The organism is Arthrobacter sp. efr-133-TYG-120 (assembly GCF_030209785.1).
GTDB lineage: Bacteria > Actinomycetota > Actinomycetes > Actinomycetales > Micrococcaceae > Arthrobacter.
Map to the genome: position 1 here is coordinate 16,594 of NZ_JARVRI010000027.1, position 13,715 is coordinate 30,308.

Consider the following 13,715-nt stretch of genomic DNA (forward strand, 5'->3'; position numbering starts at 1 on the left):
ACCTCAGTTTCCTTCGACGTCTTGAGTGCGGATGATCAGTGAGCCGAATTCGTCGACGATGACGTCGAAGCCGGGGGGCACCACGGTTGTGGCGGTCTGTTCCACGATGATGGCGGGGCCTTCGAAGGCATGGCCGGCGGCCAAGTCGTCACGGCGGACCACGGTGGTCTGGTGTTCGATGTGCTCAAACACCACCGGGCGGATTTCATGCTTGAACTCAGCGCTCTGTGCGGTGGCGAAACGTGGCGCATCAAGACGGCCCAGGTCGCCGACGGCCTGCGTCCGTAGCGCCACGATTTCGATGGGCGCCCCGAGGTTGGAATGCCCATAGCGCTCGTGGTACATCGCTGAGAAACGCGAGGCCAACGCGGCAACGAAGTCGGTGGATTCCGGTTCGTCAGCGGAGGCGAGCGGAACGTTCAGGGAGAATTCCTGCGATTGGTAGCGGACATCCACTGATGCATTGGTGAGGCGGCTGTCCTCCGGCACGCCCTCGGAGGCCAGGGAGCTCAGGCCCTCAGACTCCATCGACCGCAGCACGCCGGCCATGTGGGCCACGTCGATATCCTCGTCGAGGTAGAAATACGGCTCCGAGAAGTCCTTGCGGATGTTGGTCTGCAGCATGCCCCAGGCCGAGAACGCTCCGGGGAACCGGGGGACGACTGTTTCCGGGATGCCCAGTTCCTTGGCGAGGAAGACTGCGTGCATGGGACCAGCACCCCCGAATGCCACGAGCGCGAAGTCCCGGGGTTCGATCCCGCGGGAGATCGTGATGGTCCGGATCGCCTGGGCCATCTGGGAGTTGGCGACGTCGCAGATCCCTTCGGCCATGGCAATGGGGTCCAGACCGAGCCGGTCGCCAACCGTTTTCAGGGCGGCGATCGCCGCTTCCCGGTCCAAGGACACCTGTCCGCCTGCGAACCAGTCAGGGTCCACGCGCCCCAGCACCAGGTTGGCGTCGGTGACGGTAGGTTCCGTGCCTCCACGTCCGTAGCAGGCAGGTCCGGGAGTGGCTCCCGCGGAACGCGGGCCGACCCTGAGGCCACCGGCTTCGAGCCAGGCGACCGAGCCGCCGCCAGCGCCCACGGTGTGAATATTGACCACGCTCATGAGCATTGGAAGGCCTTCAAGATGTGCCTCCGTGGAGACGTCGGGCTTGCCGTCGACTACCAATGAGACATCGAAGGACGTTCCGCCCATGTCGACGCCGATCAGGTTGCGGTTTCCCGAAACGCCGGCCAGTTCGACGTCGCCCATGGCGCCCCCGACCGGGCCCGAGAGAAGGGTCTGGAGTGGGCGCTTCCGTGCGGACTCAGCGGTGAGCACCCCGCCGGAGGACTGCATGATGTGCAGCGGGGCTTCCACACCGCGGTCCCCGAGCTTCTTTTCGAGGTCCAGGAGGTAGTTGCGGACCACTGGTCCGGTGTAGGCCTCGACGACGGCGGATGAGGTGCGCTCGTATTCGCGCCATTCCTTCGCGGCCTCGTGGGAAAGCGAAACGGTGAAATCTTCGCCTAGTTCTTCGAGCAGGATTTCCCGGGCCCGAAGTTCGTGAGCGGGGTTCTTGTAGCTGAACAGGAATGCGACGGCGACTGCGCCATAACCTTCGGCCACTGCCCGACGGCCTGCCTGACGGACGGCAACTTCGTCCAATGGCCTGATCTCGAGGCCTTGCCCATCCAGGCGCCCTCCCACACCGATGACATCCTTGCGCTCGAGCAGCGGGGAAGGCTTGCGGTACTGGGCGTTGTAGAGCTCAAGGCGCGGGCCGCGGGCAATGTGATAAGTGTCTTCGACTCCGGCGGTGGCCAGCAGCAGCACCGGTACGCCGCGACGCTCAAGGAAGGCATTCAATCCCTGGGTGGTGCCGTGGACCAGGAACTCGATGTCGGACAGGTCGTCGACAATGGACTCGAGGCCGGCGATGACGCCCGCGCTCAGATTCCCCGGCGTAGTGGATGATTTGGTGGCCGTATAGGTTCCGGCGTGCTGATCGTAAGCGACAATGTCGGTAAACGTTCCACCGATGTCCATGGACACCCTGTAGTTCGGCATGTATGTCTCCTCATGGTTCTGAATGGGAACTCGATGTGTGAGACATCACGCTACGGACCCGGCTTTTCCGGACGTGGGCAAACTGCACGATGCTGCATCTACCCCGAGGGCGAACTGCCTAACGACCATCGAAATCCGACTATCGCCGCAGTTCAGAGCCACAATTCTGAGACGTGCTGCGAGCCTAAGAGAAAACACCCTGAATCTCTTGACGTGACGGAGAGCGCAATTCGGCATCTCTCCGCCGGCCGTCGCTCCCGGGCGTAGACTCTGTTGCGCCGGCGCCCGGACGCCGACCACGTGAAAAGGAGATGGACATGGCAGGCAACTTCATTGCGAGTTCAACCATCACGATCAATGCAAGCGCCGATCGGGTGTGGTCGGTACTCACCGATCCCCAGGCCATCAAGGAGTTCATGTTCGGGACCGAGGTGGTCACCGACTGGACGGTTGGCGGACCTATTATTTGGCGCGGGGTCTGGAAGGGCAAAGACTATGAGGACAAGGGTGTCATCCTTGAGTTCGAGCCAGGGAAGCGGCTGGTAAACACCCATTTCAGTCCGTTGTCCGGCCAAGAAGACACTCCCGGGAACTACCACACGCTGACGTGGACTTTGGAGCCGGAAGGCGGGATGACCAAGCTGACCTTGGCGCAGGACAACAACGCCAGCGCGGAAGAAGCGGCGCATTCGAAGGGCATGTGGGACAGCCTCGTGGAGAGCGTCAAAAATATCGCGGAGCGTAGCTAGCGGGGCCCTCTACGCGTCGAAGTGCGAGACGGGCGTTTCGTTCGTCAAGGACTGGAGAAGGGATTCCGCAACGTCCCTCAGTTTCTGGTTCCTGCCGTTCGAGGCCTTACTTAGAATCCTGAAGGCCTCCTCCTGGCTGCACCTGTTCTGGCCCATGATGACGCCGGTTGCCAGATCGATGGCGGTCCGGGAACGCATGGCCTGCTCGAGGTCCTCTGCGCGTTGCTGCCTGGCACCGATTCGGACCGCCAGACGCAGAGCCTTTTCTGCCTGGCTCGCGAATTGCTCGCAACTGCGGATGGAGGCCTCGTCGAAGGCATCGGAGTGCGGAGCGAAAAGGTTGATCGCCGCCGTCGCGCCCTCTTCCAGGCGCAAGGGGACGCAGAGCACCGCCAAGTGCCCGCGCTCTGCGATCGTGGAACAGTATTCAGGCCACCGGGAGTCCGTCGACGTATCCCGGACGAGCAGGGACTTCCCGGTTCTCATCGCCTCGAGGCATGGCCCGTCTCCATAGGCTTGCTGCACTTCGTCAATGAGGCGGGCTTCGTGGCTGCTCCCCGCGACCGTCATCGATCGGCGGCGCCGGCTCAACGTGACCCCGCACAGGACGTCCTGGCCGCGCGCAGCGGACACCGACGAGGCCGTGAACACCGCAAGGTCTTCGAGGAAGCCGCTGACGTCTTCACTGTCGATGACCAAATCCTGGAGTTGTCCCACTACCGAGGCATTCAGGCCCATTTCGTCCATGGCTCAGTCTAGGAGCAGCAGGGCGGCAATGGCAGAAAAGGCGCACGATGCAGCGTCCACCAACTGGACAAACGTTCCGCCGGTCTTGCGCGCCGGGGGTACAGAGTGCACAATTCTTCTACAGTCCGTGCAGAACTCCGGACAGGGGCCGAGCCTTCGGCCTGTTTTCGCTCAAGCAGCCGGGCGCCATGTCACTCAATGTGAAGGTGCTGCCTGATGAGCAAATGCCTGTTACCGGCGCGGAGCTAGTCGATGTCGACCGTCTCCGAATCCGCCGTCCCCCACGAACCACATCAGCCTGGGGCTGCCCCCCTTTGGTGTGCCCGTTGCGGAACGGACAGGCACCTGATCATCGAGTCCATCCAGGCCCGGTCTCCAAGGTCTTCCCAACAGCTTGCCGTGTTCTACACGTGCACTTCCTGCGGGTTTTCCTATAGCCACGCGGCCACCGTCCAGCAGGCGGGGGCCATCCTGAATCGTCGGGGGATTCAGGATGGCCTCCTGGAGTTCGGAAGCCACTATTTCCATTGCAGCGAACCACTCCGTGAGGTGAACACCGCGCTGCGAAGCTTCAGGGCACCGCAGACGGGCGTGCCCCGATCGCGCAGCTCTCCCCCGGAAGCCCGGCTCCACACCAAGGTCTTGAGATGCAGTTGCGGGTTCGAGCTGGAAATACCTGCTTAGCCAACAATGTGCAGCATTACCCGAAGGAAACACCATGAAGCTTGAAAGTACACAGCAGCGCCGGCCCGAAGACGACTCCCCGCAAGATTCCGATGGACTGGACCAAAAGAGGAACAAGAACCGGCACGAACCGGATTCCCCTACCCAGTCCCGCTTGCCCGATCCCCCAGACCCAGACAACCTCCCCATCGACTACCCGGGCCTAGGGGAGATCGAGTGGCCATAGGGCGGCCTCCGGTCCGGCGTTAGCACCCAAACCACACCTCAACAAACCCAAACCAAAGCAAAGATCTTTGTTTATGTTGTTTTCTGTTGACAGACCAACATGAACAAAGATAGAGTCAAGCAATTCCACATCATGTGATGACTGTCACTGGTGTACTTACAGCTTGTACGCAATGGAGGGTATGTGTTCGCCGAGGAGCGCCAACAGCTGATCTCCGAGCTCGTCGCCGAGCGTGGGCGGGTCAGCGTCACGGACCTTGCAGACCGATTCAGCATCACCACAGAGACGGTCCGCCGTGACCTCGCTGCCCTCGAATCCGCCGGCAACCTTCGCCGCGTCCACGGCGGGGCCGTCCCGTCGGACCGCCTCAGCACCCGCGAGGAAAGCGTGGTTGAGCGGGCCATCCAGCGCCAGCCGGAAAAGGTCCGCATCGCCGAGGCCGCCCTTGCCCTCATCCCCGAGAACGGAGCCGGCAGCATCCTGATCGATGCCGGCTCCACCACGGAAGCGCTCGCGCGTTTACTCGACCAGCGGACCGCCCAGCGCACGGCGTCCCTGAACGGGAACGCCCCGCGTGAAGAACTGGTGGTTATCACCCACGCCATCCCCATTGCCGGACGGCTTTCCGGCAACCCGCACATCGCACTCCAGATCCTGGGCGGCCGCGTCCGCGGCCTCACCCAGGCCGCCGTCGGCCAGTCCACGGTCGAGGCCGCTTCCCGGCTCCGCCCGGACATCGCTTTCGTCGGCGCCAACGGCATCCACGCCACGTTCGGGCTCAGCACCCCTGACCCCGAAGAAGCCGCCGTCAAGGCCGCCTTCGTCACGTCCGCACGGCGCGTCGTCGTCCTCGCGGACTCCTCCAAACTGGACGCGGAAACCCTCGTCCAGTTCGCCGCCCTAAAAGATGTGGACACCGTGATTACTGACCACGAACCCTCTGAAGAGCTCTCTGCCGCTTTGGCTGAGGCCGGCGTCGACGTGGTGATCGCATGATCGTCACCCTGACCGCCAACCCGAGCTTGGACCGCACCGTGGAGCTCCCGGCCCCCTTGGCCCGCGGCGAGGTTCAACGCGCCGTCGCCGTCCACCAGCACTCCGGCGGCAAGGGCGTCAATGTCTCCCGGGCGCTTGTCGCCTCGGGCCTGGACACCGTTGCTGTCTTGCCGGGCGGGGATTCCGATCCCGTCCTCGCCGGACTGCTCGACGACGGCGTCCCCTACGCGGCGCTTCCCATCAGCGCGCCGCTGCGGAGCAATGTGACGCTCACCGAACCGGACGGCGTCACCACCAAGATCAACGAACCCGGCCCGGAGTTGAGCCTGGACGAGCAGGAAGCCCTGATCGGGCTGCTGCTGGACCGCTCCCGTGGCGCCAGCTGGGTGGTACTCGCCGGATCGCTCCCACCAGGAGTTCCGGCGGATTTCTACGCCACGGTCGCCCGCAGGCTCCGTTCAACGCACGACGGCGACGCCCCGCTTATCGCAATCGATTCCTCCGGCGCCCCGCTGGCAGCCGCCATCAGCGGCGATTCCAACGGCATCAGCGGCAAGCCCGATCTCCTGAAGCCCAACGCGGAAGAACTGGCCGAACTGGCCGCCGCAGCGGGCCTCACAGACGTCCACACGGCTGACGAACTGGAAGCGGACCCGGGCCTTGCCGCCAGGGCCGCTGCCGCCGTCGTCGCCAGCGGTGTGGGTGCAGTACTCGCAACACTCGGTTCCAAGGGCGCCGTCCTGGTAACCGCCGACGGCGCGTGGTTCGCCACGCATCCGCCGATCCAAGCCGTCAGCACAGTTGGTGCCGGCGATTCATCCCTTGCTGGCTATCTGCTGGCCGCCACCAACGGCGGAACCTCGCAGGACTGCCTCCGTCAGGCTGTGGCACATGGTGCCGCCGCTGCTTCGCTGCCGGGCTCCACTGTCCCGGCGGTCCACCAAACAACTCCCGACGCCGTTACCATCACGGCCCTTCAGAAGGACTAACAGTGACCCAGCTCATCACCCCCCAACTGGTCGCCCTCGACCAGAACCTCGGCGATTCCCCCGCCGATGTCATCCGCTTCCTGGCAGGCAAAGTTGCCGCAGCCGGGCGCGCCTCCGAGGTTGAAGGGCTCTTCGCGGACGCCTTCGCCCGCGAGCAGAAGACCGCCACGGGCGTACCCGGCGGCATCGCCATCCCGCACTGCCGCTCAATCGCAGTAACCGAGCCCGCCCTTGCGATGGCCCGCCTCTCGAACAAGGTGGACTTCGGTGCCAAGGATGGCCCCGCGGACATCATCTTCTTCATCGCTGCCCCGGAAGGAGCGGACCAGGAGCACCTGAAGTTGCTCTCCAAGCTGGCCCGTTCCCTCATCAAGAAGGACTTCACTGCGGCCCTGCGTGCGGCTGCCACCGAGCAGGACATCGTCGATCTGGTTGACGGCGCACTGGCAGACAAGCCGGCTGCCCATGCGGCAGGGCCGGCGGCACAGGCCACCGAGGCCGCCCCGGCTTCGGCGAGTGCCGCTTCTGCCGCGGCCCCGAAGCGCATCGTCGCCGTCACGGCCTGCCCCACTGGCATCGCCCACACCTACATGGCAGCCGATTCCCTCGTGGCCGCTGCCAAGGAAGCGGGTGTCGACCTGCAGGTTGAAACCCAAGGCTCGGGCGGATTCACCGCGTTGGACCCGGCTGTGATTGCCGCCGCCGACGCCGTGATCTTCGCGGTCGACGTCGATGTCCGCGGCAAGGAACGCTTCGCGGGCAAGCCCGTCATCAACGCTCCCGTGAAGCGCGGCATTGACGAGCCGGCCAAGATGGTCCAGGAAGCCCTCGCCGCCGCATCCGACCCACATGCACACCGCGTCCCGCATTTCGGTGCCGAAGAGAGCGCCGAACAGGCATCCGCAGCTGCAAGCGAGCACCTCGGCACCAAGGTCAAGAAGGTCCTGCTGACCGGCGTCAGCTACATGATCCCGTTCGTCGCCGGTGGCGGCCTGCTGATAGCCCTGGGCTTCCTGTTGGGCAGCTACGAAATCGCCGGAGTTGCGGACAAGATCCTTGCCGCGAACACCCTCGTCAACCTGCCCACCGATTACCCGGTCCATGCATGGGGTCCGCTCGGCGCCTACCTCGGAGCCGTGCTGTTCAAGATCGGTGCGTTGTCCCTCGGCTTCCTCGTCCCTGCCCTGGCTGGCTACATCGCCTACGGCATCGCGGACCGGCCTGGTATCGCCCCGGGCTTCGTCTCCGGTGCTGTCGCCGGCTACATGGGCGCCGGCTTCCTCGGTGGCCTGGTAGGCGGCCTGCTCGCTGGCCTCACGGCACACTGGATCGGCACGTTCTCCGTTCCACGCTGGTTGCGCGGCCTCATGCCCGTGGTCATCATCCCGCTCGTCGCCTCGATCGTCGCTTCGGGCGCCATGTTCCTCTTCCTCGGCGGCCCGATCGCGGCCATCTCCAAGGGCCTCAGCACCTGGCTTTCCGGGATGACCGGTACTTCGGCGATCGTGCTTGGCATCATCCTTGGCCTCATGATGTGCTTCGACCTGGGCGGTCCGGTCAACAAGGTTGCCTACTCCTTCGCCGTAGCCGGCCTCGGCGCCGGCAGCCTCGCCAACCCGGCCCCGCTCCAGATCATGGCTGCCGTCATGGCCGCCGGGATGGTGCCGCCGCTCGCCATGGCATTGGCAACCGTGCTCAACAAGAAGGGCTTCAGCCTCGCCGAGCGCGAGAATGGCAAGGCCGCCTGGCTGCTGGGTGCTTCCTTCATCTCTGAAGGCGCCATCCCGTTCGCCGCTGCCGACCCGCTCCGCGTGATCCCCGCAAGCATGGTGGGTGGCGCCGTGACCGGTGCGCTGAGCATGGCCTTCGGAGTTACCTCCCAGGCACCCCACGGTGGCATCTTCGTCTTCTTCGCTATCGGCAACGTGTTCATGTTCATCGCATCGATCGCAGTCGGCGTAGTCGTCACCGCCCTGGTCCTGCTCGCGCTCAAGCGTTGGGCGGTCCGGAAGCCGGTCGAGGCAGAGCAGGCTCCTGTTCCCGTCGCGGCCTGAACAACCCGCCAATAAGCAAGTAGAGGACTATTCCATGCAGACCTTTTCAGGTGTAGGCGTTGCCCCCGGGCGTGTTCTGGGGCCGGTGCGGCAGATGCCGAAGCCGGTGCAAGAGCCCCGTGAGAACGTCAATATTCCTGCGGACGTTACCGTCGAATCGCAGGGCCAGCGCATCAAGGATGCCGCCAAGGCCGTGCAGGCGGAACTCCGTGCCCGGGCCGCGACGGCGTCCAGCGAAGGCAAAGAGGTCCTGGAAGCAACAGCCCTGATGGCCGCCGATCCCATGCTGGTGAAATCGGCCATCAGGCTCCTCTCCCCCGAGGCTCCGGGCGGCGCACGCACCGCCGAACGGGCCATCTGGGAGGCCGCTGCAACGGTTGCAGACTCATTGAAGGCCCTTGGCGGCTACATGGCAGAACGCGTGGCCGACGTCCTGGACGTCCGCGCCCGCATCGTCTCTGAACTGCGCGGTTTGCCCGCGCCGGGCATCCCGGCGTCCGACGTTCCGTTCATCCTGGCCGCCGAGGACCTCGCCCCGGCAGACACCGCCACCCTGGACCCCGCCAAGGTGATCGCCCTGATCACCTCCAGCGGCGGCCCCCAGTCCCACACCGCCATCCTGGCCCGCGCCCTCGGCCTGCCCGCGATCGTCGCCGCCCCGGGTGTCGACGAGATCGGGGACGGCACGGAGGTCTACCTCGACGGCGCTGCCGGCACCATCACGGTTGACCCTGGTGAGGAACTCCGCCTTGCGGCCAAGGCTTGGGCCACCCAGGCATCCACCGTTGCCGCCTTCAGCGGGAGCAACGTCATGGCCGACGGGTTCCGGGTTCCGCTGCTCGCCAACGTCGGTACGGGTGCCGACGCCGTCAAGGCCGCCGACGCCGGTGCCGAGGGCGTCGGTCTGCTGCGCACCGAATTCTGTTTCCTGGATCGCGACGACGAACCCACCGTGGAGGAGCAGATCGCCGCCTACGGCGCCGTCTTCGCTGCTTTCCCGGGCAAGAAAGTGGTGGTCCGAACCCTCGACGCCGGAGCGGACAAGCCCCTGCCGTTCCTTACCAACGCGGACGAGCCCAACCCTGCGCTGGGTGTCCGCGGGTACCGCACCGACCTCACGTCCCCCGGCGTCCTCGAACGCCAACTGGCGGCAATCGCGGCAGCAGAGGCCGCCAACCGGGCCGAAGTGTGGGTCATGGCTCCCATGATCTCCACGGCCGAGGAAGCAGCGCATTTCGCTTCACTCTGCTCCGCCGCCGGTTTGAAGACCCCGGGCGTCATGGTCGAAGTCCCGTCGGCTGCCTTGACCGCAGCCTCCGTGCTGCGCGAAGTCAGCTTCGCCTCGCTCGGAACCAACGACCTTACCCAATACGCCATGGCCGCGGACCGCCAGCTCGGCCCTCTGGCCACTCTCAACGACCCCTGGCAGCCGGCCGTGCTTCAGCTCGTGAAGTTGACCGCCGACGGCGCCGCTGCCGCCAGCTCGGGCGGCAACCCCCGGCCCGTGGGAGTGTGCGGCGAGGCAGCCGCGGACCCCGCCCTCGCCGTCGTACTCGTTGGACTGGGCGTCGCGACGCTTTCCATGAGCGCCCGCGCCTTGGCTGCCGTTTCCGCTGTCCTGGCAACCGTCACCGTGGCGCAGGCCCAACAGCTCGCGACGACGGCGCTGTCCGCCCCGAGTGCATCCGCCGCGCGCCAAGCCGTTCGCGCCCAGCTGCCTATCCTGGACGAGTTGGGTCTCTAGACTTTCCCCAAGCCCACAATCGAAGGAGCAACAATGTCCGAACGTACCGCCACCATCGCCAGCCGCGTCGGCCTGCACGCACGCCCGGCAGCCATCTTCGCCGAAGCCGCCGGCGAGCTGGACATCGAGGTCACCATCGCCCGCGAAGGCGAGCCCGCCGACGACGCCATGGATGCCGCGAGCATCCTCTCCCTGATGAGCCTCGGAGCTTCATTCGGCGACGTCGTTGTCCTGCGTGCCGAAGGTGCCGGGGCCGACGAAGCCCTGGACCGCCTCGTGAAGATCCTCGAAACGGACCACGACGCCGAGTAACCCCACTGAGCATGCTCTCCCTTGGCACTCCGGGATGGACATATTCCTCACCTGTCCATCCCTCGTAGCCAACGGGGAGCATGCTCTTTTGTTTTCAGGGCAAATTATTCAAGGCAGTGACCCCAAGTAGGCCGCGATATCCGACTCGCTGGCCTTGAGCTGTTCGAGATCACCCGCCAGGAAACCCTCCACGAGGCGCGGATCGACGTAGGCTGCCCTCGCCACCGTTGGCGTGTTGCCGAGAAGTTCGGCGGTTTGCTTGATTGCTTCGAGGACTCGTTTGCGGGCAGGCACTTTGGAAGCCGGGCCTGCGAGCGCCATTCCGGCCGCTGCAGTGCCTTTCCACGTGCGGAAGTCCTTGGCCGTGTAGTCGCCGCCGGTGATGTGGCGAAGGTACTCGTTGACCATCGCGGCATTCAGGGAGACGCTTCCCTCACCATTCTGGAAGACCAGTAGGGGCTCCTTGCCTGGCCTGCCTGCCAAGGGTCCGAGGAATCGGGCGAGCACCGGGTCCTCGATGGTGGAATCCCAGGTTTGGCCGCTTTTCCCCGGGAAATGCAGGGAGACCGTTTCCCCGTTGACCTTCACGTGCTTGCACCTCAGCGTGGTGAGCCCGTATGAGCCGTTGCGGCGCGCGTAGCCATCGGAACCAACGCGCAAGGCACCGAGATCCATGAGCCGTACGGCCGCGGCCAAGGTTTTAGTCTTCTCGGAAGGTGACTCCCGCAGATGCCTGGAGACCAGGCGGCGCGCCTGCGGCAGGAGGGACCCAAGCCGCGCGGCCCGGGCGAACTTTTCAGTATCCTGGCGGGCACGCCACTCCGGATGGTAGATGTATTGGCTCCGGCCGGCGTCGTCCACTCCCATTGCCTGGATATGTCCGTTCTCGAACGGACATATCCAGACATCGGCCCATGCAGGAGGTATCGCCATCGCGTCGAGGCGTTTGCGCTCCCCGCCCGAAATAAGCGATCCGTCCGGGTAGTAGTAGCTGAATCCGCGGCCGGACCTTCGCCGGGAAATGCCCGGAGTGCCCGGTTTACTGCGGCGGAGCCGTGGCATGCACTGACGCCGTTCGCCGGGTTCCTAGGCTTCCTGTGGATCTGCCACGGACGCACTGGCCGACATGATCTCGGCACTGATCATCCAAGCGAGCTGCTCCAAACGGGCAATGAACGCGTGGAGCAGGTCCGCCGTCGTGGGGTCTTCTTCGTCTACTTCGTCGTGGACATCACGCATGGTCTGGACCGTCCGCTCCAGGCGATCGGTGATCAGCTTCACGGCGTCCTTGGTTTTGGTCAATCCAGCGGGGAATTGCTCCAGCCTTGTTGAGGCGGCGATGGTGGTGCTCCGGCCATCGGGAAGGGCATGGAGCGCCCGCATCCTTTCGGCGGTTTCGTCGGCGAACTCCCGGGCGGCTGCGACGAGTTCGTCGAGCTGCAGGTGCAAGTCCCGGAAATTAGGGCCAACAATGTTCCAATGGGCCTGTTTTCCTTGGAGCTGGAGTTCAATGAGATCCGTCAGGACCAACTGGAGGTTATCTGCCAGGGTTTGCGATGCTTTCACGTTTTCTCCTCCTAAACGACCGTCCGATGCGAGCGCAGGAAACCTGCGCTCGACCTTCCGTTTAGCCTACGACGATATCCAAAAATCTTTGTAAGCGTACTTAGTACTTGATTTGATAAGGGTGCTTAGTAGTACCATGGAGGAAGTCGATGCCGGTTCTTACCGGACGAAAACCCTGAAAATCCGGGGCGGTATCACTACAGCAAGACCTTGCACGGGGCCTTCGGGCCTGGCGGGGAACAACGGTTCGCAAGCGAACTGACAACCGAATACATCGCAAGGGACCCGGGCGCTTGCCAGCGGTCCCGCTGAAGTAAGGAATGTGTCATTGTGAACACTCTTCTGATCATTGCAGGCGTTGTGGCAATCGTTCTTCTGCTCGTCGGCGGCTTCTCGCAGGCCGTGAGCTGGCTCCTTTGGGTCGGCGTGGTCCTCCTGATTGTCGCGGCCATCGGCTGGCTCCTTAGCTTCATGTCCGGCCGCAGGTCACACGGAGTTTGACCGGCAACTGCAGTGAGGACGCCTGGCCCTGTCGGCCAGGCCCCACACCGTTTGGCGAATCGAAGAAAGTCCCTTTACCAGCAAAGGAGTACGTCCATGGGTGCAGATGACAAGATCCAGAACGCCGGAGAAAAGCTTGCAGGCAAATCCAAGGAAGCGGCTGGAAAGCTGACGGGTAACGAGAGACTCGAAGCCGAAGGCAAGATGGATCAGAGCAAGAGCGACCTGAAATCGGCCGGTGAAAAGGTCAAGGACGCTTTCAAGAAGGATTAAATCCGCTCGAAGTGCGGCTTCCGCCTCGCGCGGGAGCCGCACTTCCTGGTTCAAGGAGTTAAGTCGATGCCGACTATCTCTGACCCGCTTGTTCCCAACGGCGCGCCCCTCCCCAAAGGGGAACGAATCTGGTGCGGCCATTGCGGCACCGCCGAGTACGTGATTCTCGATTCCATCGAGCCCCTGAAGCCACCGTCGGCAGAGTTCGTGGATGTCGCCTACACCTGCGTGGAATGCGATATGTTCTACGCCCATGCCGCAACATTCCAGGACGTCGCAGCCATCCTGAACCAGCGAGGCACGGTGTCAGGTGTGCTGCAATTCGGCGGCGAATACATCCACTGCGGCGAACCCATGAAGATCTCAGGAACCGGATTCCACAGCGTGTATGCACCGGTGTCCACCGAAGACCCCGCCGTCGACCTTCTCGACGTGTACCTGGCCACAAAGGTGCTGCAATGCCGCTGCGGGTTCCGGATGGAGCTTCCGTCCTAGCCCGGATCCTGACCAAAGGAGGATCGCATGCCAAACAAGAAGAATCCCAGCCTCAAGGATCCGGAACTCTACGAAAGCCTTCGTGAGGATGGCGCCTCGAAGGAAAAGGCCGCGAGGATCTCGAATGCCGCTGCCAAGGAGGGCCGCAAGGAAATCGGCCGGCGCGGCGGCACCTCGGGCGACTATGAAGACTGGACTGTGCCCCAATTGAAGTCCCGGGCGAAGGAACTGGGGCTCACAGGGTACTCAAGCAAGAAGAAATCCGAGCTGATCTCTGCGTTGCGAAACCACTAGGCCATCCATGGGACATGTGCCTTGCTCCGG

15 protein-coding genes are annotated in these 13,715 nt (G+C 64.1%); 11 read left to right on the top strand and 4 right to left on the bottom strand.

The annotated features are described in order from the left end of the window. Positions 1–3 precede the first annotated feature (3 nt). On the bottom strand, positions 4–2,055 hold the full coding sequence (locus QRN51_RS15650; protein ID WP_284990765.1) for a hydantoinase/oxoprolinase family protein: 2,052 nt from the start codon (positions 2,053–2,055) through the stop codon (positions 4–6). A 317-nt stretch (positions 2,056–2,372) separates the two neighbouring features. On the opposite strand from QRN51_RS15650, the gene QRN51_RS15655 reads away from it, so the two are divergent. Next, positions 2,373–2,804: an SRPBCC domain-containing protein gene (locus QRN51_RS15655; RefSeq protein WP_284990766.1), complete on the top strand. Its 432-nt coding sequence runs from the start codon at positions 2,373–2,375 to the stop codon at positions 2,802–2,804. A 9-nt stretch (positions 2,805–2,813) separates the two neighbouring features. Here the strand turns inward: QRN51_RS15655 and QRN51_RS15660 are convergent, their stop codons facing one another. Further along, a complete protein-coding gene (locus tag QRN51_RS15660; RefSeq protein ID WP_284990767.1) occupies positions 2,814–3,551 on the bottom strand; it encodes a GAF and ANTAR domain-containing protein in 738 nt (245 codons plus the stop codon). A gap of 718 nt (positions 3,552–4,269) precedes the next feature. Here QRN51_RS15660 and QRN51_RS15665 point away from each other — a divergent pair. From QRN51_RS15665 to QRN51_RS15690, 6 genes are all read left to right on the top strand, one after another. Further along, a complete protein-coding gene (locus QRN51_RS15665; RefSeq protein WP_059388408.1) occupies positions 4,270–4,461 on the top strand; it encodes a hypothetical protein in 192 nt (63 codons plus the stop codon). Between the two features lie 183 nt (positions 4,462–4,644). Beyond that, positions 4,645–5,457: a DeoR/GlpR family DNA-binding transcription regulator gene (locus QRN51_RS15670; protein ID WP_284990903.1), complete on the top strand. Its 813-nt coding sequence runs from the start codon at positions 4,645–4,647 to the stop codon at positions 5,455–5,457. Next, positions 5,454–6,446, top strand: coding sequence for a 1-phosphofructokinase family hexose kinase (locus QRN51_RS15675; RefSeq protein WP_284990768.1), 993 nt, complete (start codon positions 5,454–5,456; stop codon positions 6,444–6,446). The genes QRN51_RS15670 and QRN51_RS15675 overlap by 4 nt, the downstream gene beginning before the upstream one ends. Before the next feature lie 2 nt (positions 6,447–6,448). Continuing rightward, positions 6,449–8,500 carry a PTS fructose transporter subunit IIABC gene (locus tag QRN51_RS15680; RefSeq protein ID WP_284990769.1) on the top strand — a complete coding sequence of 684 codons (2,052 nt, stop codon included), beginning with the start codon at positions 6,449–6,451 and terminating at the stop codon, positions 8,498–8,500. Positions 8,501–8,534: 34 nt separating this feature from the next. After that, positions 8,535–10,244: a phosphoenolpyruvate--protein phosphotransferase gene (ptsP, locus tag QRN51_RS15685; RefSeq protein ID WP_284990770.1), complete on the top strand. Its 1,710-nt coding sequence runs from the start codon at positions 8,535–8,537 to the stop codon at positions 10,242–10,244. A 33-nt stretch (positions 10,245–10,277) separates the two neighbouring features. Further along, a complete protein-coding gene (locus QRN51_RS15690; RefSeq protein WP_059388405.1) occupies positions 10,278–10,556 on the top strand; it encodes an HPr family phosphocarrier protein in 279 nt (92 codons plus the stop codon). Between the two features lie 108 nt (positions 10,557–10,664). Here QRN51_RS15690 and QRN51_RS15695 read toward each other — a convergent pair whose 3' ends face one another. Then, positions 10,665–11,618: a DNA topoisomerase IB gene (locus QRN51_RS15695; protein WP_284990771.1), complete on the bottom strand. Its 954-nt coding sequence runs from the start codon at positions 11,616–11,618 to the stop codon at positions 10,665–10,667. 24 nt (positions 11,619–11,642) lie between these two features. Further along, complete coding sequence (locus QRN51_RS15700) at positions 11,643–12,122, bottom strand: Dps family protein (protein WP_284990772.1); 480 nt, start codon at positions 12,120–12,122, stop codon at positions 11,643–11,645. 330 nt (positions 12,123–12,452) lie between these two features. Here QRN51_RS15700 and QRN51_RS15705 point away from each other — a divergent pair, with 330 nt between their 5' ends. From QRN51_RS15705 to QRN51_RS15720, 4 genes are all read left to right on the top strand, one after another. Next, complete coding sequence (locus QRN51_RS15705; protein WP_139359614.1) at positions 12,453–12,623, top strand: DUF2207 domain-containing protein; 171 nt, start codon at positions 12,453–12,455, stop codon at positions 12,621–12,623. Between the two features lie 96 nt (positions 12,624–12,719). Beyond that, a complete protein-coding gene (locus QRN51_RS15710) occupies positions 12,720–12,896 on the top strand; it encodes a CsbD family protein (protein WP_059388403.1) in 177 nt (58 codons plus the stop codon). Between the two features lie 66 nt (positions 12,897–12,962). Next, a complete protein-coding gene (locus QRN51_RS15715) occupies positions 12,963–13,391 on the top strand; it encodes a hypothetical protein (protein WP_059388402.1) in 429 nt (142 codons plus the stop codon). Between the two features lie 27 nt (positions 13,392–13,418). Then, complete coding sequence (locus QRN51_RS15720) at positions 13,419–13,685, top strand: DUF7218 family protein (RefSeq protein WP_284990774.1); 267 nt, start codon at positions 13,419–13,421, stop codon at positions 13,683–13,685. Positions 13,686–13,715: the final 30 nt, after the last annotated feature.